The 22,593-nt window shown below is 27.3% G+C and carries 22 protein-coding genes, 2 tRNA genes and 1 other RNA gene; 18 read left to right on the forward strand and 7 right to left on the reverse strand.

Annotation, left to right across the window (positions count from 1 at the left end; all coding sequences use genetic code 4):
* The 3 genes from deoD to rnpB all read right to left on the reverse strand — a co-directional run bounded on the left by deoD (window position 1) and on the right by rnpB (window position 1,992).
* Entirely contained in the window at window positions 1-717 is a 717-nt protein-coding gene (gene deoD / locus AB5V95_RS00325) for a purine-nucleoside phosphorylase (RefSeq protein ID WP_369085935.1), read from the reverse strand.
* 82 nt (window positions 718-799) lie between these two features.
* On the reverse strand, window positions 800-1,537 hold the full coding sequence (locus tag AB5V95_RS00330) for a DNA-processing protein DprA (RefSeq protein WP_369085936.1): 738 nt from the start codon (window positions 1,535-1,537) through the stop codon (window positions 800-802).
* 147 nt (window positions 1,538-1,684) lie between these two features.
* Window positions 1,685-1,992: RNase P RNA component class B (gene rnpB / locus AB5V95_RS00335), an RNA gene on the reverse strand.
* Window positions 1,993-2,729: 737 nt separating this feature from the next.
* Here rnpB and tuf point away from each other — a divergent pair.
* The 6 genes from tuf (at window position 2,730) to rplA (ending at window position 6,346) form a co-directional block, all read left to right on the forward strand.
* Entirely contained in the window at window positions 2,730-3,923 is a 1,194-nt protein-coding gene (gene tuf / locus AB5V95_RS00340; protein WP_027122526.1) for an elongation factor Tu, read from the forward strand.
* A gap of 120 nt (window positions 3,924-4,043) precedes the next feature.
* Window positions 4,044-4,748 carry a hypothetical protein gene (locus AB5V95_RS00345; protein ID WP_369085937.1) on the forward strand — a complete coding sequence of 235 codons (705 nt, stop codon included), beginning with the start codon at window positions 4,044-4,046 and terminating at the stop codon, window positions 4,746-4,748.
* Between the two features lie 136 nt (window positions 4,749-4,884).
* Window positions 4,885-4,958 (forward strand) — tRNA-Gly (locus AB5V95_RS00350).
* Between the two features lies 1 nt (window position 4,959).
* Window positions 4,960-5,033 (forward strand) — tRNA-Gly (locus AB5V95_RS00355).
* Between the two features lie 177 nt (window positions 5,034-5,210).
* Window positions 5,211-5,654, forward strand: coding sequence for a 50S ribosomal protein L11 (gene rplK, locus AB5V95_RS00360; RefSeq protein ID WP_027122523.1), 444 nt, complete (start codon window positions 5,211-5,213; stop codon window positions 5,652-5,654).
* Window positions 5,654-6,346, forward strand: coding sequence for a 50S ribosomal protein L1 (rplA, locus tag AB5V95_RS00365; RefSeq protein ID WP_369085938.1), 693 nt, complete (start codon window positions 5,654-5,656; stop codon window positions 6,344-6,346). The genes rplK and rplA overlap by 1 nt, the downstream gene beginning before the upstream one ends.
* A 95-nt stretch (window positions 6,347-6,441) precedes the next feature.
* On the opposite strand, the gene eno is transcribed toward rplA, so the two are convergent.
* A complete protein-coding gene (gene eno / locus AB5V95_RS00370; RefSeq protein ID WP_369085939.1) occupies window positions 6,442-7,812 on the reverse strand; it encodes a phosphopyruvate hydratase in 1,371 nt (456 codons plus the stop codon).
* Window positions 7,813-7,972: 160 nt separating this feature from the next.
* Between eno and AB5V95_RS00375 the strand changes: the two genes are divergently transcribed.
* The 3 genes from AB5V95_RS00375 (at window position 7,973) to secA (ending at window position 12,980) form a co-directional block, all read left to right on the forward strand.
* On the forward strand, window positions 7,973-8,677 hold the full coding sequence (locus AB5V95_RS00375) for a hypothetical protein (RefSeq protein ID WP_369085940.1): 705 nt from the start codon (window positions 7,973-7,975) through the stop codon (window positions 8,675-8,677).
* A gap of 53 nt (window positions 8,678-8,730) precedes the next feature.
* Window positions 8,731-10,155, forward strand: coding sequence for a trigger factor (gene tig / locus AB5V95_RS00380; RefSeq protein WP_369085941.1), 1,425 nt, complete (start codon window positions 8,731-8,733; stop codon window positions 10,153-10,155).
* A 155-nt stretch (window positions 10,156-10,310) separates the two neighbouring features.
* Window positions 10,311-12,980, forward strand: coding sequence for a preprotein translocase subunit SecA (gene secA, locus AB5V95_RS00385; protein ID WP_369085942.1), 2,670 nt, complete (start codon window positions 10,311-10,313; stop codon window positions 12,978-12,980).
* A 60-nt stretch (window positions 12,981-13,040) separates the two neighbouring features.
* On the opposite strand, the gene AB5V95_RS00390 is transcribed toward secA, so the two are convergent.
* The gene (locus tag AB5V95_RS00390; protein WP_245579813.1) at window positions 13,041-13,460 is read right to left on the reverse strand and encodes an NUDIX domain-containing protein; all 420 of its coding nucleotides are present in this window, start codon (window positions 13,458-13,460) and stop codon (window positions 13,041-13,043) included.
* A 15-nt stretch (window positions 13,461-13,475) separates the two neighbouring features.
* On the reverse strand, window positions 13,476-13,964 hold the full coding sequence (locus AB5V95_RS00395) for a hypothetical protein (RefSeq protein WP_027122517.1): 489 nt from the start codon (window positions 13,962-13,964) through the stop codon (window positions 13,476-13,478).
* An 86-nt stretch (window positions 13,965-14,050) separates the two neighbouring features.
* Between AB5V95_RS00395 and dnaX the strand changes: the two genes are divergently transcribed.
* The 7 genes from dnaX to AB5V95_RS00430 are packed head-to-tail and all read left to right on the forward strand — an operon-like array spanning window position 14,051 to window position 20,513.
* Entirely contained in the window at window positions 14,051-16,018 is a 1,968-nt protein-coding gene (dnaX, locus tag AB5V95_RS00400) for a DNA polymerase III subunit gamma/tau (protein ID WP_369085943.1), read from the forward strand.
* An 11-nt stretch (window positions 16,019-16,029) separates the two neighbouring features.
* Complete coding sequence (locus AB5V95_RS00405) at window positions 16,030-16,323, forward strand: YbaB/EbfC family nucleoid-associated protein (protein ID WP_369085944.1); 294 nt, start codon at window positions 16,030-16,032, stop codon at window positions 16,321-16,323.
* 5 nt (window positions 16,324-16,328) lie between these two features.
* Window positions 16,329-16,922, forward strand: a complete 594-nt coding sequence (locus tag AB5V95_RS00410) for a toprim domain-containing protein (protein ID WP_369085945.1) — start codon at window positions 16,329-16,331, stop codon at window positions 16,920-16,922.
* A 9-nt stretch (window positions 16,923-16,931) separates the two neighbouring features.
* Window positions 16,932-17,576, forward strand: a complete 645-nt coding sequence (tmk, locus tag AB5V95_RS00415; RefSeq protein WP_369085946.1) for a dTMP kinase — start codon at window positions 16,932-16,934, stop codon at window positions 17,574-17,576.
* On the forward strand, window positions 17,576-18,457 hold the full coding sequence (locus AB5V95_RS00420) for a DNA polymerase III (RefSeq protein WP_369085947.1): 882 nt from the start codon (window positions 17,576-17,578) through the stop codon (window positions 18,455-18,457). The genes tmk and AB5V95_RS00420 overlap by 1 nt, the downstream gene beginning before the upstream one ends.
* Window positions 18,447-19,163: a 16S rRNA (cytidine(1402)-2'-O)-methyltransferase gene (rsmI, locus tag AB5V95_RS00425; RefSeq protein ID WP_369085948.1), complete on the forward strand. Its 717-nt coding sequence runs from the start codon at window positions 18,447-18,449 to the stop codon at window positions 19,161-19,163. Before AB5V95_RS00420 ends, rsmI begins: the two co-directional genes overlap by 11 nt.
* Before the next feature lie 48 nt (window positions 19,164-19,211).
* Entirely contained in the window at window positions 19,212-20,513 is a 1,302-nt protein-coding gene (locus AB5V95_RS00430; RefSeq protein WP_369085949.1) for an aldehyde dehydrogenase family protein, read from the forward strand.
* A 48-nt stretch (window positions 20,514-20,561) separates the two neighbouring features.
* Here AB5V95_RS00430 and rpsT read toward each other — a convergent pair whose 3' ends face one another.
* On the reverse strand, window positions 20,562-20,825 hold the full coding sequence (rpsT, locus tag AB5V95_RS00435) for a 30S ribosomal protein S20 (protein ID WP_027123023.1): 264 nt from the start codon (window positions 20,823-20,825) through the stop codon (window positions 20,562-20,564).
* A 196-nt stretch (window positions 20,826-21,021) separates the two neighbouring features.
* Between rpsT and AB5V95_RS00440 the strand changes: the two genes are divergently transcribed.
* The gene (locus tag AB5V95_RS00440; RefSeq protein ID WP_369085950.1) at window positions 21,022-21,747 is read left to right on the forward strand and encodes a YgjP-like metallopeptidase domain-containing protein; all 726 of its coding nucleotides are present in this window, start codon (window positions 21,022-21,024) and stop codon (window positions 21,745-21,747) included.
* A 1-nt stretch (window position 21,748) separates the two neighbouring features.
* Complete coding sequence (locus AB5V95_RS00445; RefSeq protein ID WP_369085951.1) at window positions 21,749-22,387, forward strand: hypothetical protein; 639 nt, start codon at window positions 21,749-21,751, stop codon at window positions 22,385-22,387.
* The last annotated feature ends 206 nt before the right edge of the window (window positions 22,388-22,593 follow it).

A 22,593-nucleotide genomic window follows, 5' to 3' on the forward strand; every position in this document is an offset into this window, starting at 1 on the left:
CTATTGAAAATCTTCAGCTAATGAAAGAGCTAATTTCATCATTTCATTAAATGAGTTTTGTCTTTCTTCACTTGTTGTGTATTCTTTTGTAACTAGGTTGTCTGAGATTGTTAAAATTGTAGCTGCTTTTTTGCCTAATCTTTCAGCAACTGTAAATAATCCGTAGGCTTCCATTTCTACACAAACTGATCCACCTGATTTTGCAACTCTATCTTCGATTGAAACTTCTGAATAAAAAGCGTCTTCCGATAGAACTCTTTCTTCGTGAATGTTCATGTTCAATTTTTCAGCGTGATTTTTAATTAATAGATTTAATTCTTTATTTGGTTTTGCAACATTATTTTCATCTCCTAAAATAATGTTTGATCTGAATGCTGTGTTTTCGCTATATGCAGATTCAGCTAAAACCATTTCATAATTTTTGATGTCTGCTCTGAATGAACCGGCTGATCCAATTCTTACAATAGCTTCAACACCATAAAAATTAAATAGTTCGTATGAATAAATACCAATTGAAGGAACTCCCATTCCTGATGCACAAACAGAAATTTTATTACCTTTGTATGTTCCTGTGTACATGAAAACGTTTCTTACGTTTGAAACTAATTCAACGTTTTCTAAATAGTTGTCAGCAATATATTTAGCTCTAAGAGGGTCTCCTGGCATTAGAACCAATTTTGCAAATGCGCCTTCTTTGGCATTGATATGTGGTGTCATATTTTTCTCCTTTTATGATTTTTTAATTACATACATAAATATTTTACAATAAACTACTAATTTTTAGGTGTGTTTATGATATTTAAATATTGTTTAAATCGTTTATTAAAATCGCACCGCTATTAATTAATTCGATATTATCATTATTTGTTTCATTTTCATCCGGTTTAACACAGTTAATTATTTTATTTTGTTCAATAAAATTATCAACTAATGGCATCATTTTTTTATTTTGTGACGCTAGTATAATTAGGTTATCCGCTAAACATGCGACAATTCTATTTCTAGCATAAATGGCTTTTCTAGTAACATGATATTCATTGGGATATTCACTGATTAATAGAAACTTTTTCTTATCGTAATTAGCGAATAATTTTTCTTTCTTACTGTTCTTTATTCCTGAGGCTAAAACAATAATAATGTTTTTGTTTTTCTTTATTAAATATTCAACAATTTTATTATCAAAGCCAACTCAACCTTCACTTATAAAAACATAATCATCACTTAATGTGTCGATTTTTGATAAAAAATCCTGACCACTTTTGTTTTCTAAATTGCCAGTGATACAAACAATTTTTTTATTTAATAACCCTTTATTTCCTTCGTAATAAATTGCAAAAGGGGGTTTATATAAAGTGTTAAACTTTTTAGGATAATCTTCATCTAAAATGGTTATATATTTTTTATTTTTTATTTCTTCTTTTTCTTTAAGTAACTTAAGTATTTCTGAATTAACTTTTTCAGTTTTTTTAAAAGCTTTGTAAATCAAATCTCAATCGCCTTTGTATTTTTGCGTAAAGTATATTAAAAATTCATTCATATTTTCCTCCAACTTATATTTAATATTTATGTTTGATGTTTTTTCTAAACTTAAGAAAAATAAAAGAAAATATTGATAAAAAATAGTGAAAGCATTTTTATCATTTGGATTAGAATAAAAAAATAAAAAGAGGGAAGACCCTCTTTGCATTATAAACCGCTTTCTGTACTGTAATTAAACAGCGCTAACTATTTATCTAAGTTATAACTAATTAATTATAACCTTCGGACATAAGTTCATTTCCGCCTGTCCGATTCCCCCACCAAAATTTGGGTTTCTAACTCATGGAGTTTACATCGTTGCATCTTAACTTAATAAGCTCGTCTCTGTTGCACTAGTCGTCACATTTCTGTGCCTAGACTTATTTGGTCTAGCATGATCACTACTCGCATCGCAGCGAGTGCTAGAGCGGATTTTCCTCTACATAATTAAATATGCAGCAGTTAGCCATGCATTACTATTTTAGCAAAATTTAAAAATATGACCAATATTTAGCTTTATTTTAATTTATCTTTAAGATGAGCTTGCCGAAAAATATTTAAATATTCATATGTTACAATAGTACAAAAATGATATTTATAGTCTTAAAATGATTAAAAATAAAAAAAATAAGAAAATTGTAAATATTTAAAAAAATAGTATACAATATTATACGCAAAACGCAAATATATCTTACGCTTTGCCGCGAAAACTCGCGATAATAGAGCTGTTATTAGTCATATATTTTATATATATTCATCATATAACCCTTTTATTAGATCCCTTATTCCTTAATTTTTTTTGAGAACGTCAGTTCACTTCTTTCAATAATGTATATAATTCATTATTTATTTTTATAACAGCTTATATTTATAATAAAAAAATTAATTCCTTTCAGAATTGTTAAACAATTCAAACAAAGCATGTGCTTTGTTTTTTTATTTTATTAATAAAATTAATATAATTACGCCTTTTATATGTTATAAAACATTAAAAAATATAAATTCATTTTATTTATATTGATTAATAATTGAAAAAGTATGGCAAAATTAATAATAAATATGTAAAAAAATTTTTTTTTGTTAAAATTAAAATTACTATGAATATGCGCGATTGGACAGGACATAGATGAAAGGCTATGCTTAGGTAGGTTAAACGCGTTTAATCAAAAGATTATATCTAAAAAAACAACATAAAAACGAAAGGATTTATTATGGCAAAATTAGATTTTGACCGTTCAAAACCACACGTAAATATCGGTACAATCGGTCACGTTGACCACGGTAAAACTACTTTAACAGCTGCTATTGCTACAGTTTTATCTAAAAAAGGTTTATCAGAAGCTAGAGACTATGCTTCTATCGATAACGCACCAGAAGAAAAAGCACGTGGAATTACAATTAACACATCACACATCGAATATCAAACAGAAAACCGTCACTATGCTCACGTTGACTGTCCAGGTCACGCTGACTATGTTAAAAACATGATTACCGGTGCTGCACAAATGGATGGTGCTATCTTAGTAGTTGCTGCTACAGATGGTCCTATGCCTCAAACACGTGAACACATTCTTTTAGCAAAACAAGTTGGTGTTCCAAAAATCGTTGTTTTCTTAAACAAAGTTGATATGTTTAAAGATGACGAAAGAGAAGAAATGATTGGTCTAGTTGAAATGGACGTTCGTGGATTATTATCAGAATACGGTTTCGACGGAGACAATGCTCCAGTTATCGCCGGATCAGCTCGTGAAGCTTTATTAGGTAACCCAGTTTACGAAGAAAACATTATGCAATTAATGGATGCTGTTGATGCTTACATCGACGAACCAAAACGTGAAACTGACAAACCATTCTTAATGGCAGTTGAAGACGTTTTCACAATTACAGGTCGTGGAACAGTTGCAACAGGTAGAGTTGAACGTGGTGTTTTAACACTAAACGAAGAAGTTGAAATCGTTGGTCTAAAACCAACCAAAAAAACAGTTGTTACTGGAATTGAAATGTTCAGAAAGAACTTAAAAGAAGCTCAAGCTGGAGATAACGCTGGTTTATTACTACGTGGTGTTGACAGAGATGACGTTGAACGTGGACAAGTTTTAGCAAAACCTAAAACAATTATTCCTCACACAGAATTCGAAGCTACAGTTTACGTTCTTAAAAAAGAAGAAGGTGGACGTCACACTCCATTCTTCCAAAACTATAAACCACAATTCTACTTCCGTACAACAGACGTTACTGGTGGAATTAAATTCCCAGCAGGACGTGAAATGGTTATGCCAGGTGACAACGTTGAATTAACAGTTACTTTAATCCAACCAATCGCCGTTGAAGAAGGAACAAAATTCTCAATCCGTGAAGGTGGTAGAACAGTTGGTGCTGGATCAGTTACAAAAATTGTTAAATAATTTTTTACTGATTTAAATTCAAACCCGCATGTGCGGGTTTTTTCTTATATAATTAAGGGTATAAACTTAAAAATAATAAGCAAGCTGTATTTAAATTGGTTTATGAAATTTGGAGACTTTATGTGATCATTTTTAATTATTGTTCCTGTAAGCATCATAATACTATTGGTAATATTTATCGTTGCTAAAAATAAAAAAAAGTTGGATAAAACAAATGAAAAGTCGAAAATAAATTTAGCAAAAGAAGAATTATTTACATTAAAAGAACAAGAAATTTTTAATCGCCTTATTTCAGAAGGTGCTTTTAAATTCTTAAATGAAAAATTATTATTTGAAAGACAATTTAAATATCTTTTTGATGAAAATTTCTTTAAAAAAGACCAACGTCAAAATTTTTGAGTAAGAAAATATTATGAAATTATAGAAAAATTTGAAGAAGAAGGCTGTATTATTGGACCTTACAATGAAATAAAAATATCAAAATATCATACAAATTTCAAAAATGAAGTTGGTCAATCAAATTATTGCAAACATCATATTGATGAAATAAAAATAAGTGAAGCAATTTACAAATTTCATCCAGATACAAAGGAACTTTATAAAACTGGCAACTCAATATTAATAACATTTGATCAGCATTTATTTTTACATTATTTAATTGTAATGGCTTCAACAACTAAACCAAATAGTTCGATGATTATGCATTTGAATTCATGATTTAATGATTTAAATAAATGTATTGAATATTGAGATAAAAAAAATCGTGAAATGTGTGTGAAATATTCTGTTCCTTATATTAATCAATGATTCAATAAATTGCATTAGTAAAAGATTATTTATGGTAAAAATGAACTACCGGTTAGGCCCGATACTTAAAATAAAAAAGATAATTTATAGAAATATAATATTTTTTTTAAAAAACTAATTTTTTTAGTTATAATATATTACGCAATTAATAAAAGCGAGTGTAGTTTAATGGTAGAACTTCAGCCTTCCAAGCTGAATACGTGGGTTCGATTCCCATCACTTGCACCATGCGGATGTAGTTCAATGGTAGAACATCAGGTTGCCAATCTGAATACGAGGGTCCGATTCCCTTCATCCGCACCATATGTAAGAAAAAAGTGAAATCCACTTTAAACTTAGAACTGAAGCCTTTTGGCTTCTTTTATTTTATAAATAAAAATATTTTTTTGTTATAATAGTAAATGCAATTATATATTGCCTCTTGCAAGTGGGAGAATTTAAGAAAATTCATTTGCACCACATTTATCGAAAGGATACAACATGGCTAAAAAAGTTGTTAAAAGAGCAAAATTACAATTCGCAGCTGGTCAAGCTAAACCAGGTCCAGCTTTAGCGGGTGTAGGTATTAACATGCCTGAATTTACAAAGGCATTTAATGACAAAACTAGAGAAAGAGGCTCAGAACCTGTTCCTGTTTTAATTACAGTTTACGAAGACAAATCATTTGACTTCAAATTATTTACTTCTCCAACATCATACAAACTAGTACAAGCTGCTAGTGTTAAAAAGGGAAGTTCAAAACCAAACAAAGAAAAAGTTGGTTCAATAACATTAGAACAATTAAGAGAAATCGCTGAATACAAATTACCAGATATGAACTCAGTAAAAGTAGAATCTGCTATGAGACAAATTGCTGGTACAGCTAAAAACATGGGTATTACAGTTGAAGGATATGAAGAATGACTTAAAGGCGGTGCAAACTAATGGCTAGAAAAATTTCTAAAAACGTTAAAGAAGTAAAATCTTTAGTAAATAAAAAAGACGTTTATCCTTTAGTTGAAGCTATTGACTTGGCTAAAAAAGCATCATTTGCAAAATTTGATGAATCTTTAGACATAGCAATTAGATTAAACCTAGACACAAGAAAATCAGATCAACAATTACGTGGAGCTGTTGTTTTACCACACGGTACAGGTAAAAATGTTAAAGTTCTTGTTGCTACAGACGAAGTTTCAGCTCAAAAAGCTGCTTTAGAAGCTGGAGCAGATTACGTTTATTCATCATCTGAATTACCTGAAGTTTTAAATCAAGATAAATACGATTTCGATGTTATTGTTGCTGACCCTAAAATGATGTTAGTTTTAGGAAAATACGGTAAAAAATTAGGACCTAAAGGTTTAATGCCAAACCCTAAAACTGGTACAGTTACTACAAATGCTGCTAAAGCAGTTGAAGAACTTAAAAAAGGTAAAGCAAACTACCGTGCTGATAAAGGTGGAATTATCCACGCTTCAGTTGGTAAAAAATCAATGGATTCAAAAGTTCTAGCAGAAAATGCTGAAACTTTAATTCAAACAGTTAAAAGATTGAAACCTCAAACAGTTAAAGGAACATATGTTTTAAACATTACTGTTTCAACCTCAATGGGTGCTGCTGTTAAAGTTAAAATCGATTAATATTAATAATTAAATAACTCACCTTTTTTTATTGGTGAGTTATTTTTTTGCAAAAATAAAAGCCCCAAGTTTAAATTGGGGCTTTTATTAATGAATTATTTTAAGTTGTGGAATGTAGCTCTTCCTTCGTATTTGCCTTTTTCGGATAATTCATCTTCGATTTTTAGAAGTCTGTTGTATTTAGCAATTCTATCTGTTCTCGACATTGAACCAGTTTTGATTTCACCTGTATTAAATGCAACAGCTAAATCAGCAATAAATGTATCTTCAGTTTCTCCTGAACGGTGTGAGATAACTGGAACGAAGTTGGCATCTTGTGATAATTTAATAGCTTCAATTGTTTCTTTTAAAGAACCAATTTGGTTAATTTTGATCAATGAGGAATTAATTGCGTTTTTCTCAATAGCAGTTTTAATGTAAGCTGGATTTGTAACTATTAAGTCATCACCAACAAGTTGAACTTTTTTACCATATTTTTCATTCATTTTAACGAACCCATCTCAGTCATTTTCATCGTGTGAATCCTCGATTGAAATGATAGGGTATTTAGCAATTAAATGACCATAGTAATCTACAAATTCTTCTGATGTGAATTCATATTTCATATCAGCTAATTTTTCAAAACCAGGTCTTTTTTCATCAAGTGCTTTTTTGAATTTTTTAAAAATATACATTTTTTTGTCAGCATTATATAACTCTGAACTTGCAGCATCTAAACAAATAGCAACTGCTTTTTCTCCTGAAGTTGCTGGATTAAATCCTGCTTCTTTAATAGCTTCAACTAAAAAGTCTAAAGCTTCTTCATGAGTTCTTAGATTTGGTGCGAAACCACCTTCGTCACCCACTTGTGTTCCGTGCCCTGCTTTTTTAAGTAATTTAGCAAGTGTATGGAAAACAAAGTTTGCCATTTGCATTGCTTCTTTGAATGTTTTTGCTCCTAAAGGCATAATCATAAATTCTTGGAAGTCAATTGTGTTTGAAGCGTGTTCACCACCATTAATAACATTTAACATTGGAACTGGTAATTTATATGCTACACGATTGTCTAGTGTTGCTAGATATTCATATAGAGGTAGTTTCTTTTCTTGCGCAGCTGCTTTGGCTACTGCTAATGAAACTGCTAATATAGCGTTAGCTCCTAATTTTGATTTGGTTGGTGTGCCGTCTAAATCTAACATGATTTTGTCAATTTCAAATTGTTTTGAAACTTCTTTACCAATTAAAGCTTTAGCAATAATGTTATTTACATTATCACAAGCGGTTTGAACACCTTTTCCACCGAATCAGTTTCCTTCGTATTTAGTTCCCTTGTCTCTTAGTTCTAAAGCTTCTTTAGAACCGGTTGAAGCTCCAGAAGGTACTAAAGCTTCTGCATAAGTTTTTTTAGTTGTTAGTTCAACTTTAACAGTTGGGTTTCCACGACTGTCTAAAACTTCGTATGCATATATTTTAATTATTTTTGACATTGTGCTCCTTATTTAATATTTAATAAATTACAAATTTTTATAAAATACACTTATATTATAAATTAAGCTTATACATTTTTATTAAATTATAATTTATCTTATATTAGCAAATAGTATAAATGAGTGCTAAAAAATAAAAAAATGGTGTAAAATTTTATTTATGAGTATACAAGAAAATGAATTTGATAAACTATATCAACAAGTTGAAGAAATAAGAAAAGAAGATCCATTAAGAGCGATTTATTTAATTGATGAGAATAAAAAAAATTTTGTCACAAGAAACGAATTGGCGGATTTAGATAGTTTGCGTGAAAACATTATTTTTCAAATTAAAAAAAATAAGTTGATCACCAACACAAAATTAGATACATTATCTTTAATTAATTCTTTAAAAAATAAAAGAATGGATTATGTATTTATGCTAAATTATAACGAACTTAAAAAACGTAATGATTTAAAAGAATATTCTTCTGAATTTCAGTACTTTTTTAACTCTGAAGGTTTCGATAATGCGGGATTTCAAACGTTAATATACGATTTGCTACACAATTGTCATATTGATTATGATTACAAGGTAAATGGCAATGTTATTAACCCTGAAAAAATGGGATCATTTTTAGAAAATGAAGAAATTTTGAAAATGCAAAACGAGATATTTGCAACTTTCGAAAAAGATGTTGCAAAAAATAAAATTGCAAGACAAGTTTTCTCGGCTTATTTATTCCAAAATTGAATCGATATATTGCTAAAACAAACTAAAAATGATTATATTCAAATCATAAACGTTGTTAAAGTTTTATATGGAGAAAAAAACGTTAATGAATTAACAGAACAAGAAACAAAACTATATAATATTTTTAAATAAAAACATAAATTAATTATAATAATTAAGATATTTATTTTTAAGGAGAAAAAAATATGTCAAGATTAGTAAACAAAGAAGCAGCTGAATTAAAAATTACTTACACACTTGAAGGTGAAGAATGACAAGCAGCTTTAGAAAAAGCAAAAGTTGAATTAAGAAAAAACGTACAAATTAAAGGTTTTAGAAAAGGTAAAGTTCCAGCACGTGAAGCTGATAAACATTTAAATCCAATCGATATTGCTGATAAAGCTTTAAGATTATCATTGGACAACGTTTATACAAAACACATCTTAACTCAAGTTGAAAAAGAAGATGAAATTATTGGAGAACCATCACTAGATGTTTTAGAAATGGCTTTAGATAAGGTTACTATTGAAGCAACATTTCTATTATTCCCAGAAGTTAAATTAGCAGACTATAAAAAATTAGGTATTAAATTGTCTGATTTAACTTTAACTGAAACTGACATTGAAAATGTAAAAAAACAATTAGCATCAAATTATGTAGTTATGATTGATTCAGAAGAAGCAATTAAAACAGGAGACACAGTAAACTTTGATTTTAAAGGTTTAATTGATGGTAAAGAATTTGATGGTGGTTCAGCAGAAGGGTATGAATTAGTAATTGGATCAAATCAATTTATTCCTGGTTTTGAAGATCAAATGGTTGGATTATCAAAAGGTGAAAGCAAAGATTTAGATTTAGCATTCCCTGAAAACTACCACGCTAAAGAACTAGCTGGTAAAAAAGTTATTTTTAATGTAAAAGTTAACTTTATTAAAAGCCCTAGCTATCCAACAATTGATGAAGAATTTGTTAAACAAATTAACTTACCAAACGTTAAAAGCTTAAAAGAATACGAAAAATTTGTTGAAATTCAAGCTTTAAAAGAAAAATCATCAAGAGTTCAAAACGAATTTGTTGAACTTGCATCTCAAAAATTAGTTGATGGATCACATGTAAATGTGGCTCATTCATTAGTTCACGAAGAAGCATCTAAATACTACCAAAACTTTTTAAACAATTTAAGACAACAACACATCAGTGAAAAAGAATATTTAGAATTTAGCAAAAACACAAAAGAAGATGTTATGAAAACATTTGAAGAACAAGCATTACCAAATTTAAAGAAAATCTTTATTTTTGGCGCTATTGCTAAAGCTGAAAAATTAGAAGTAACTCAAGAAGATTACGAAAACGAAGTTGCTAAATTAGCACAAATTTATAACTTGCCAGTTGAACAAGTAAAAGGTATTTTAAGATTTGAAAATGTTCAAACAAACTTAATCAATGAAAGAATTATTACTAAATTAATGCAAGTTAATGATTCTAAAGGTTATGAAAAAATTGAAGCTGCTAAAAAACAAGTTTCTGAATACGAAGATGCTCAAACTAAAGCAATTATTGAAGAAGTTAACAAAAAACGTGAAGCTGCTAAAAAATCAGAAGAAGCTTTAGAAGAAAAAGAATCAAAATAATAATTAAAAATGTCGCAATTTTAGCGACATTTTTAATTTAATAAAAGCCTGATATTTAGCAATAAATCGCATTAAGAAATGATTAAACTCAAAAAAGCATTATGAGCTTAACTATTTTGTTTTTATATTAAATATTTAATATAAAATATAAGGTTATGAAGTTATTTAAATTTAAATCAACAGAAATGAGAATTGCGGAAGCTACATTAAGGAAAATTAATGCTTTAGAAAAAACAATATCAAAATTAACTGACGAAGAACTAAGAAAAAAAACTAATGAATTCAGAGAAAGATTAAAAACAGGTGAAACACCTGATCAAATTCGTCCTGAAGTTTTTGCAGTTTCACGTGAAGCTACAAAAAGGGTATTAGGTAAAAGACCATATGATGTTCAAATGATTGGTGGAATAATTTTAGACTTAGGATCTGTTGCAGAAATGAAAACGGGAGAAGGTAAAACGATAACATCAATTGCACCCGTTTATCAAAATGCTTTAACTGGCAATAGTGTTATTGTTTCAACAGTTAATGAATATTTAGCTGAACGTGATGCTGAAGAAATGGGTCAGGTATTTAATTTTTTAGGTTTGACTGTCGGTATTAATAAAGCACAAATGTCAACAAATTTAAAAAGAGAAGCATATGCTTGCGATGTTGTTTATTCTGTTCACTCAGAATTAGGTTTTGATTATCTAAGAGATAATATGGTCATGAGCAAAGAAGAAAAAGTTCAGAGAGGGCTTGACTATATTCTACTTGATGAGGTTGATTCAATACTAATTGATGAGGCAAAAACCCCGCTTATTATTTCCGGCGGGGACAATGAAGAAAGCAATTTATATAGTAATGCCGATTTATTTGTTAGAACATTAAGCAAAGACGATTATTATATAGATGAAGAAACTAAATCGGTTTATTTGACTGATAAAGGTATCGAAAAAGCTAATAAATATTTCAATTTTAAAAACTTATATGACATTGAAAACTCAGAACTTGTGCATAGAATTCAAAATGCTTTAAGAGCTCATAAAGTTATGAAGTTAGACGTTGAATATATTGTTAGAAATGACAAAATTGAATTAGTCGATTCTTTTACGGGGCGTATAATGGAAGGTCGGGCATATTCTGAAGGTCTACAACAAGCAATTCAAGCTAAAGAACGTGTTACTATTGAAAGTGAAACAAAAACATTAGCAACTATTACTTATCAAAACTTTTTTAGATTGTTTAAAAAAATTAGTGGTATGACTGGTACTGCCTTAACCGAAGAAAAAGAATTTATTGATATTTATAATATGCGTGTTAATGTTGTTCCTACAAATAAACCAGTAATTAGAAAAGATGATAAAGACGAAATTTACGTTGACATGCATTCTAAATGAAAAGCCGTTGTTAGAGAAGTGAAAAGAATTTATAAAACAGGTCAACCGGTTTTAATCGGAACTGCGCAAGTTGAAGACTCAGAAGCATTACACGAATATTTATTAGAAGTTGGGGTTCCTCATACTGTTTTAAATGCTAAACAAGATGCTTCAGAAGCTGAAATTATTGCTCGTGCTGGTCAATTGGGTGCTGTTACTATTGCAACTAACATGGCAGGTCGTGGAACTGATATTAAACCTTCTAAAGAAGCTATTGAAGCTGGTGGGCTATATGTTTTAGGAACTGAAAAAGCTGAATCGAGAAGAATTGATAATCAGCTAAAGGGTCGTTCTGGACGTCAAGGTGATGTGGGATATACAAAGTTCTTTTTATCACTAGATGATCAATTAATTTTAAGATTTGGTTTACAAGATAAGTGAAAAGAAATTTTTAAATCATATGGTGAAGACCAAATTGCTGAAGAAAGCATAAGAAAAGCCTTTATTGCTGCTCAGAAGAAAATTGAAGGATTTAACTATGATTCACGTAAATCAGTCCTTAACTTTGATGATGTTATTAGACAACAACGTGATTTGATTTACGAACAACGTGATTTGATTTTAAATCGTGATGATTTGGGATCTATTATTAAAAAAATGATTTCAGTGGCTATTGAACAAACTGTTAATAATCCATATTTTGTAATGAAAAATAACACAATGGATTTTGACACATTTGTCTTGTATATAAATCAAAATTTCATGAGATTAACTCAACATAAATTTGAAGTTAATGAGTTAAGAAAATTCGATAAAGAAGAATTAATTAAGTATATTAAAGACGTTTGATATTTAGAATATGATAAATTACGTCAAAATATTATTGATAAATATGGTATTTCAGCCTTAGCAAGATCTGAAAGAGTTATTATTTTAAATGTTTTTGATAAAGCTTGACAAGACCATATTAATATTATGGATAAATTAAGAAGAAGCACAAACTTAGTTCAATATGCACAAAAAAATCCATATCAAGTTTATACTCAATTGGGTTCAAAAAAATTCAAAGAACTAACTAATAGAATAGCATTAGAATCAACTGTTAATTTATTTAATAATTATGATGCTTTACCAAGTTCTAATGCTTCAATTGATTTACCATGAATGATTAATCCTAATGAAAGTAACGAACAAAGTCTTCAATCTCAGCAAGCAATAGATTTTATTAAATATTTAATTTCAAATGAAAGAGAATTTTTAGCTAAACAAGGTTTTTCTGAAAATGAAATCAATGAACAAATAGAAGCTAAAAAGGCAACGATTGCTAAAGAATTAAAAATTAAAATTGATGAAATTTCTGTTGCCGAAAATCTAGAAGTTAATAATTTAGAAGATGAAATGGCAGCCATTGAAGCTGAAATAGATAGAATGAACGCTGAAAAAGACAAACTAAATAATCAATAAATAAAATGCAAATTAGCCTTTTTAAAAGTCTTAATTTGCATTTTTTATATACTTTATTTTTTAATTTTTGTTAAGCTGTAGATAAAATTTAATCGCTTTATTAAAAATTTCTTTTTGAGTATCAAAAGGTAATAATTCGTTAACTTTTTCAATATTAAATCAACCAAGTGATTGAACTTCTGTTTCTTGTTTTATTAATGTATTATTAATTGGTTCAGCAACGAAAAATACAACTGTTTTTCAAGCATTTTCGAAAGGTTGATATTCAATAATTTCCCTGAAATTTTCAATTATTTTAACATCAATATTAGTCTCTTCTTTAACTTCTCTTAAAGCGGTTTCGATTTCGGTTTCATTTTCTTCGACATGGCCCTTAGGGAATCCTCAATGCCCAGCTTTTTGTTCAATTAATAAAACTTTAATGACATTATTTTCTTTTTTGAAGACTACCGCCCCACAAGATTTCTCGTATTTAATCATAATAATGTTTCCTTTTTATTTACTTAATTTTTTATATAACTTATGTGAAAGTATTGTTAATGGAATTGAAATTGAAAAAAGTGCAATGTTTGTTATATAGGTCTCTATTTTAAAAATATTAATTTTTAGCAAGTTTTCATTGCTAAATGTTGCCTTGTAATTTTCAGTTAATGTGTAGTATAAAAATGCGTTAATTATACTTAAAATTGAAAGGGTTAAAGTAATGATTGATAAAATTAAAATAGATTTTGGTATTCTTCGAATTTTAATTTCGTCTCTAAATTTATAAAAGCTTATTGATTGAGTAAAATATACAACTCCATAAAAACCTATTAAAGCATTTAAAATTGATAATGAATATATTAAGGGTTTTGAATTTTGGCTGTATAAAAATGATAATATCGCGCCTATTAAGGTTATCGGAATTAGACAACAGCTCAGTATTCAAAAATTTTTAAGCGTAGATTTTATTTTTTTATCGAAATAATATTTGTCATGATTCATAACTGTCACCGATATTATTATAAATAATAAAACTTGTTAATATTAGTTTTTGGTAAAATATAATTATTATTTAAATAGGAGGAATTGTGTCATTGTCAGATAAATATATTGCACTATACCGTCAATATCGTCCAACTCGTTTTGATGAAATAAAAGGGCAGGATCATATTGTTAAAACACTCGAAAATATTATCTTAAATAATAAAATAAGTCATGCTTATTTATTTTGTGGACCACATGGAAATGGGAAAACAAGTACTGCAAAAGTTTTTGCCAATACAATAAACTGTTCGCACAAAAGCGACCCACTAATTCCTTGCGATAATTGCATTTTAAATATAGATAGAAACTTAGATATTATTGAAATTGATGCTGCATCAAATACAGGGATTGATGATATTCGTGAATTAAGAGAAAAGATTAAACATTTACCAACTCAATCTAAATATAAAATTTATATTATTGATGAGGTTCATATGTTATCAAAAGGCGCATTCAATGCTTTGTTAAAAACATTAGAAGAGCCACCTAAACATGTAATATTTATTTTAGCTACAACTGATCCACAAAAAATTCCATTAACGATTTTAAGTAGAGTTCAAAGATTTAATTTTAAAAAGATGGATTTAATCACATTGATTAGCCAATTAAAAGTAATTTTTGAAAAAGAAAATATTGAAGCCGAAGAATCAGCATACAAATTAATTGCCGAGCTGGGAAACGGAAGTTTTAGAGATACATTATCAATTGCCGACCAAGTTTCGATATTTAGCGCAGATAAAAAAATTACTACCGAAGTTATCGAAAAGTTTTTTGGAATTTCAAATCCTAAACAATTATTAAATTTATTATCACTAGCTTCTAATCACGAACTTAAAAAAGTGTTAGCTCTAAAAGAACAACTTTTAAATAATGGAGCTGATATTGAAAGAATATTAAGTCAATTGATTTCATTAATTAAAGATTTAATTATATTCATGAAAACAAATGACGAAAGTTTATTAGAAGTTTTAAATAAAGAAGATGTGAAATCTTTGAGTTTTTCAGAAGACAAACTTTATAGGTATTTGTCAATGATTAATGAGGCAAATAAAGAAATTCGTTTCGCTGATATCCCTCAGCAGCTATTTGAATTATTATTAATTAATTTATCTGAATTACATCTTTCTAACGAAAATTATAAACATGTTATCGAGATACCAAAAACAGATGAAAGTGTAGATTTTGTTGTTTATGATCAAGAAGATAAAAATGACAATAAAGAACAAAAATCAAAAATAAAACAAACTAATAATGAACAACTTAATTCCGTATTTGATTTAGCGAATATTGCTAACTCTTATCAAACCCAAGAAATAAAACAAAGTAAACCAATTGAAATTAAAGAAGTTGATGTTGATGTTATTTTAGAAAAAACTCAAGAAATATTATTAGCAGAAAATGATAATAGCTATCAACAAGATGATATAACAGATGAAATCATAACTTCAAATTATGACGGAGATGATGATTTTGTTTTAAATGAAGAGTTTAAAGAAGAAAATCTGAATACCGATAAAAGCATATCAATCGACAAAATTATTGATTGTTTATTAGTTAGACAATTTTCAAAAATAAAAGCGGTTGGATTTGAAAATTCTGATTATACTAAAGAAGATTCAATTCATTTTGCAATGCTAAATATTAAATTACCAAAAAGCGATCAGAGATTAATTACATTATTTAGTAATTTAAGAATAATGTTTTCATCAAAGGATTTTATTTTGTTTACAAGCGAATTTGATGAGAAAGTTCATCAATTAAATCAAGAAGCTTACACTGATGATGTTATAAGCGCAACTAAATTAATATTTGGAAGATATGTTCATTTATTTGCCATTACAACAGAAGAATTTAAACAAGCTAAGCAATATTGAAGCGATCATTTATCAGAAATTAGAAAACGTAAAATTGAACCTCTTGAAGACTTATCATTGAGATTTAGCTCAAAAGAAAAGAGTGCAATTGAATGAGCTGAAAATGTATTTGGCGACCGCTTTAAAGTTAAAAAATAAAAGGAGAAACTATGAATATAAATGAAATGTTAAAAAATGCTAAAAGATTACAAGCACAAGTTGAAAAAGAAGAAAAAGAAATTGCAGGAATGGAATTCGTTGTTGAAAAACAAGGAATTAAAGTTGTTATGAATGGAAATAGAAAAATTAAATCTATTGAAATTAACGAAGCTTTAATTGATCCAGATGATCCTGAATTAATTCAAGATTTAGTTATGATTGCTGTTAATGAAGCAATTGAAGTTGTAGATCAAAAATACGAAGAATTAAACTCAAAATTTTCTAATTCAGGAATGCCATTTTAATTATTATGAATGACTCAAAAATTTATGAGCTTGAGTTATTATTAAAAAAAATACCTGGCTATAGTAAAAGACAAATATCAAAAACTATTACTTATTTCTTAGAACAACCAGTTGAAGTTGCTGAAGAATTATTCAATGCTATAAAATCATTAAAAGAAGCAATTAAAAAATGCGAAGTATGTAATGCATATAATGCAAATCAAATCTGTGAAATATGTCAAGATGTTCTAAGAGACAAAAAGCTTATTGTAGTAGAAAATTCAAATGAAATTGCTAAATTTGAAGAGCTAAATATTTTTAAAGGTAAATATTTTGTGTTAGAGTCGTTATACGATATCAAAAATCCTAGTGATTTGGTTAAAAAAAATATTGATAAATTGATAAATCTATCAAAAAATCAAACTGAAATTATATTGGCCTTGTCAGCAACAATTGAAGGTCAATTTACGATGGAATATATTAAAAAATGTTTAAGAGATAAAATTAATCATGTTAATGTTTATCAATTATCGATGGGTATACCTATGGGAGCCTCGGTTGAATATATTGATCCAATAACACTTAAACAATCATTAATAAACAAAACTAAAATATCTTAAGAGGAATTTATGAATAAAAATAAGGGAAAATTTATTGTAATTGAAGGAATGGATGGTTCAGGTAAGTCAACTATCGTTCAAATGTTGAAAGATGATTTAATTTCAAAACATAAGATTGATGATTTTGTATTTACTAGAGAACCAGGTAGTGCTTTTTCTAAAGAAGCTGAAAAAATAAGACAGTTAATTTTAGACAATGAAAATGATTTTAGTCATATGGTAGACGCTTTATTATTTGCTACTTCAAGACGTTTGAATTTAGAAAAAGGTATATGACCAGCACTAAATTTTGGTAAACATGTTATTTCCGATCGTTATTGAACATCGTCATTTGTTTATCAAGGTATTTTAGGTAATGTTGGTTTGGAAAAAGTTCAACTAATTAATGAAATAGCGACAGATAATACCAAGCCTGATTTAGTAATATTTTTCGATCTACAACCAGAAACTTCTGTTGAAAGAATTACAAAAATAAGAGGTGAAGCTGACCGTCTAGAAAAAACTGATGTTGCTTATTATGAAAATTTAAGACAAGCTTACAAAACAATTATTAATAAAAACCCGGAACAATTTAGAGTTATAAATGCAAATTGTTCAATTATTGAACTTTATAGAAAAGTCGAAGATATTTTAAAAGAGTTAGAAGTAATTTAATGGAATCGAAATCAGTATTTTCACAAATAATTGACAATAGTATCTTAAATAACAAACTCCAACAGGTTTATTTACTTTCTTCGACAACATTAAAATCCTTCGAGTGATATTTAATTGAATTTATTAATAAAGTCAATAAAACCGAATATAAAAAAATTTCTGATTTAATTTTCGGAGATTTATATTTTTATATTGATGGATCTGAAAATACTATATTAAAAGAAGACATTTCCAATGCTATTAAATTGTCTTCAGAAACTGCTAATGCTTCAAGCGATAAAATTAAGTTTTTAATTATAAATAATATAGAAAATTCAACCCCGCAAAGTTTAAATAGCTTACTAAAATTCTTTGAAGATCCGCCTAAAAATTTAATGATTTTACTGACTACAAACAACAAAAATTCTGTTTTAAAAACAATTAAGTCACGTTGTTTTATTATTGATTTAAAAGACTCTCATTTATTAAATAACACTAATAATAAGTTAACTAATTTTTATACATTTTATAATAAAAATATCCAAAATATCAATGAAAATTTACTAATTGAACTAAAAAACTTAGTTTTAAATTCAGTGTATAAAAAAACCAATTTTTTTACTTTTTTAATTAAAGAATTCAATAAAAATAATGCTAATGAATTTCTAAATTTTTTAAAAGTGATATATCAAGATTTATACAAATTTAAAAACAACTATGATTCATTTTTTGTAATAGATTATACTGATATTAATAAACAAAATAAAAGCATTTTGGATTTGGATTTAATTAGATTAATAGATCTTTTAGATTCAATAATTAAAGCACTTAATAGCAATAGTTCTTTTTATATTCAAAAAGCAAAATTATTAGTTGAATTGGGAGGGATTTATGGATTATAAATTATCTATAGTAGGCACACCGATAGGCAATTTAGACGATATAACTATCAGAGCATTAAACACTTTAAAAGAAGCGGATATTATTTTATGTGAAGATAGCAGAGTTAGTGCAAAGCTATTAAAACACTTTGAAATAAATAAACCTAAATTAATTTCTTACCATAATTTTAATGAGAAACAAATTAGCCCAAAAATTATTGAATATATTAAAGAAAATAAAAAAGTGGCACTAATTTCAGATGCAGGCATGCCATGCATTTCTGATCCTGGATTTGAAATTGTAAAATTGGCTAAAAGCGAAGGAATATTTATTGATGTTATTGGTGGTCCAACTGCATTAATACACGCCACAATCAAAGCTAATTTTAGCAATACATTTACTTTTCTTGGTTTTTTAAAAGATAAATCAGGAATGAGAAGAAACGAACTGTCTTCATTATCATATGGAACATATGTGGCTTATGTATCACCACATAAATTAATTTCAACAATTGAAGACTTTTTATATGTTTTTAATGACTCGGCAAAGCTGTTTTTAATTAAGGAAATGACCAAACTTTATGAGCAATCTATTGAAGGTAGCCCACAAGAAATTTTAAATATTTTAAAAGAGCAAAATATAAAAGGCGAGTTTACACTGGTATTTAACATTGCAAAAACAAAACATATTAAGGTAAATAAATACGAGAAAAATAAGGGAAAGTAACCTTATTTTTTTCGTATATAATTTTATTATCAAATTTAGGGGTTAGAAATGATTAATGTAAAGACAAGAATTTATTATTTAAAATTATTGAAAAAATGAATAAAGAAAAATCGTGAAAAAATTTATGACGCTTTATATTTAGATTTAAATAAATCTAAAGTTGAAGCTGAAATAACTGAAATTATTCCGATTATTAAAGAACTTGATTTATATATTAAAAAAGTATCTTTGTGGGCTAAGAAAAAAAGAGTTAGAGGATCTTTAGCAACGTTGGGAACAAAATTTTATAGTTATCCACAACCTTATGGAAAGGTTTTATTAATATCTCCTTGAAATTATCCTTTTAACTTATCATTAATACCTTTTATTAATGCATTTGGAGCTGGTAATTCTGTTTATTTAAAACCATCCGAATTCTCTTATCACAGTTCAAAATTATTGCTAGAAATGGCTAACGAACTTTTTCCTAAGGAAATTCTTTCGGTTCACCTAGGCGATAAAAATGCGGCAATAGATTTATTAAATAAAGATTTAGACTTTATTTTCTTTACGGGCAATAGTAATATAGGCAAAAGAATATATGAAAAAGCTGCTGAAAAAATGATTCCTTGTGTTTTAGAATTAGGGGGTAAATCACCGACAATAATTGATAAAAATGCAAATATTGAACTAGCCGCTAAAAGAATTATTTTTGGTAAGATGATGAATGGCGGACAAACATGTATTGCTCCTGATTATATTTACGTTCATAAAGATGTTAAATTGCCGTTATTAAGATCACTTAAAATGAGATATCATGAAATTTATGGCAAAGAACCATTGGATAATGATGCATTACCAAAAATAATATCAGAACATCATTTATCAAGAATTAAAGAATATGGCTATCCATTAGAAGTCAATGAAAAACGTCAAATGAGTTTATTAATTAAAGAAAGTAAATGAACTGATAGAGAAATGCAAGAAGAAATTTTTGCACCTATCTTACCAATACTTCAATATGATAATTTAGAAAAAGTAGTTCAAGAAATTAATCAACACTCGACCCCATTAGCATTGTATATTTTTAGTAATGATAAAAATAACATCGACTATTTATTAACTAATATAAAAAGTGGTGGGGTCGCCATTAATGATACAATTTTGCAAGTTTCCAATCATAATTTAGGATTTGGTGGAATTGGTTTATCTGGAATTGGAAAATATCATGGCAAGGCGGGTTTTGAAACTTTTAGCTCGATTAGAAGTATTGCAAAAAGTTCATCTTTTGATATTTCTTTAAGATATAAATATGCATCAAATGATACAAAGATTCTAAAAATTATAAGAAGATTAACAAGAACAAATTAAAAATGCCCGCACGCGGACATTTTTAATTACTTAAATTCATCTTAATTATTATTCTTTATTTTTAGCAATAAATGCATCTAAACGGCTTGCTTTTCTTGCGCCATTGTTTTGGTGTAAAACACCTTTTGAAACTGCTTTATCAATTTCGTGGTGAGCTTTAGCTTTTAATTCATCAACTTTAGGATCGTTTGATTGTGCAGCTAATTTAGCTTTTTTGATAGCTGTTTTAACTGTTGATTTGATAGCAGAATTACGCGCATTTGCTTTTTCGTTAGATAATATTGCTTTTTGTTTTGATTTAATATTTGCCATTTTTTTGCCTTTCTTGCTATTAATAATTAGCATTATTTATTTTATAATAAAATTAAGTTTTTTTTAGTTTTTCTTTAAAAAATATAATTTTTTACTAAATCGTTGATAATTTTACTAAATTTTGCAATTTTTGAATAACAATTTATCTAATTTTATTTAAATTTAAAGCTAGTAATTTAATCTATAATTAGATATCATGAACGAGACTAATAAATTTGATTATCTAGTTGATAACAAAAACTATCAAGTTACTGTTGTTTTTAAGAAACGAAAAACCTATGCTTTGAAATTTGATAATTCACTAGGCTTACAATTATTAATTTCAGAAGAAAATTGAAAAAAATATCGGCCTATTGTCGATCTTTTTATTATTAAAAACATACCGAAACTGATTATTAAATCTCGCAATTATCTAGATATTGATTTATTAAATAATTCATTTTATTTATTCGGTAAAAAAGTTAAGTTCACTATTCTTGATAGCTTTATTTATTTCACTTATGAAAATGAAGTTCATTATATAAAAATTAAAAAGTCCAAAAATTTAGATGTTGGTAAAGAAATTAAAAAGTATTTGAAAGAGCTTTTATTAAAAAAAGTCACAGAATATAGCCATTACTATTGGAAATTGATTTATGGAAAAGAAACTACTTATGAAATAAAGATTATGAATAGTAAAACTGCGTGAGGAAAACATAACTTCTTTAAAAAAATTCTTAGTTATGATTTAAAATTAGTACATTTTAAAGAAGAAGCTATTAAAAACATAGTAGTTCATGAGGTTGCGCATTATCGCCACCATAATCATAAAAAACCATTTTATGATTTAATATTAAAATACAAGCCTAACTATAAAATAATTAAAAAATTTATTAATGATAAAGATATTTATCTAGGCGAAAAAGATGAGGAGGACATGTAATATGTTATTAGAAGATAAACCTTATATTATAGGCATAGCTATAGGACTTTCTGTTTTATTTATATTAATATTAGTATTTTCGATTGCAATGCTTAAATTAATGAATAAAAACAAAAAAAATTTTATTCAAAAAGCATTAGTTGATCAAAGTGTTTCTGAACAGATTCTTAAAATATCTAAAGAAATGGAAAATGCCGAAGTTATTTCTAAAAATAAATATCGCTTCGACAAATATATCGATTTTGAAATTAACGATATCTTAATATCAAAAAAATCTATCTATTTAATAAATAATATTTATATAACAGAAGGAAAAATCTTAGGCTCTGTAAAAGATAAATATTTAGATATTAAAATAAATGAAGAAAAATATAAAAAATATCAAAATCCTTTTCTAAAGGGTAAAAAACTAATCAAAAAAATTCATAGAGTTTTTAATAAAGAGACACCAATTAAATTAATTTATGTAATTAATAATAGTGTTGAACTTCAAATCGAAGGTATTTTTGAAGATATTTACATGATTAAAGAAGACCAAATCAGAGATTTTATTTTTGATTTAGAAGACAAAATCGAACATGATTATTTAAAACAAAAAATTGGCAATGTTAGCTCAGTATTTAAACAATATATAAAATAGTTTTTGAATATATAAAGCAACATTATTGATTATTAAACTTTAATCACTGATTTTTATACATATATTATTGATTTTATCTAATATATTTTTTTCAATATGTTGACAGAATTGTTCGTGAAAAGATGCGTCAAATTAGAAAAATGCTAAAAAAATATCTAAAAAGTTAATTTTTAGACAAATTTAGTGTAAAATAACGGCATATTTTA

It is taken from the genome of Metamycoplasma spumans (assembly GCF_041026625.1).
GTDB lineage: Bacteria > Bacillota_I > Bacilli_A > Mycoplasmatales > Metamycoplasmataceae > Metamycoplasma > Metamycoplasma spumans.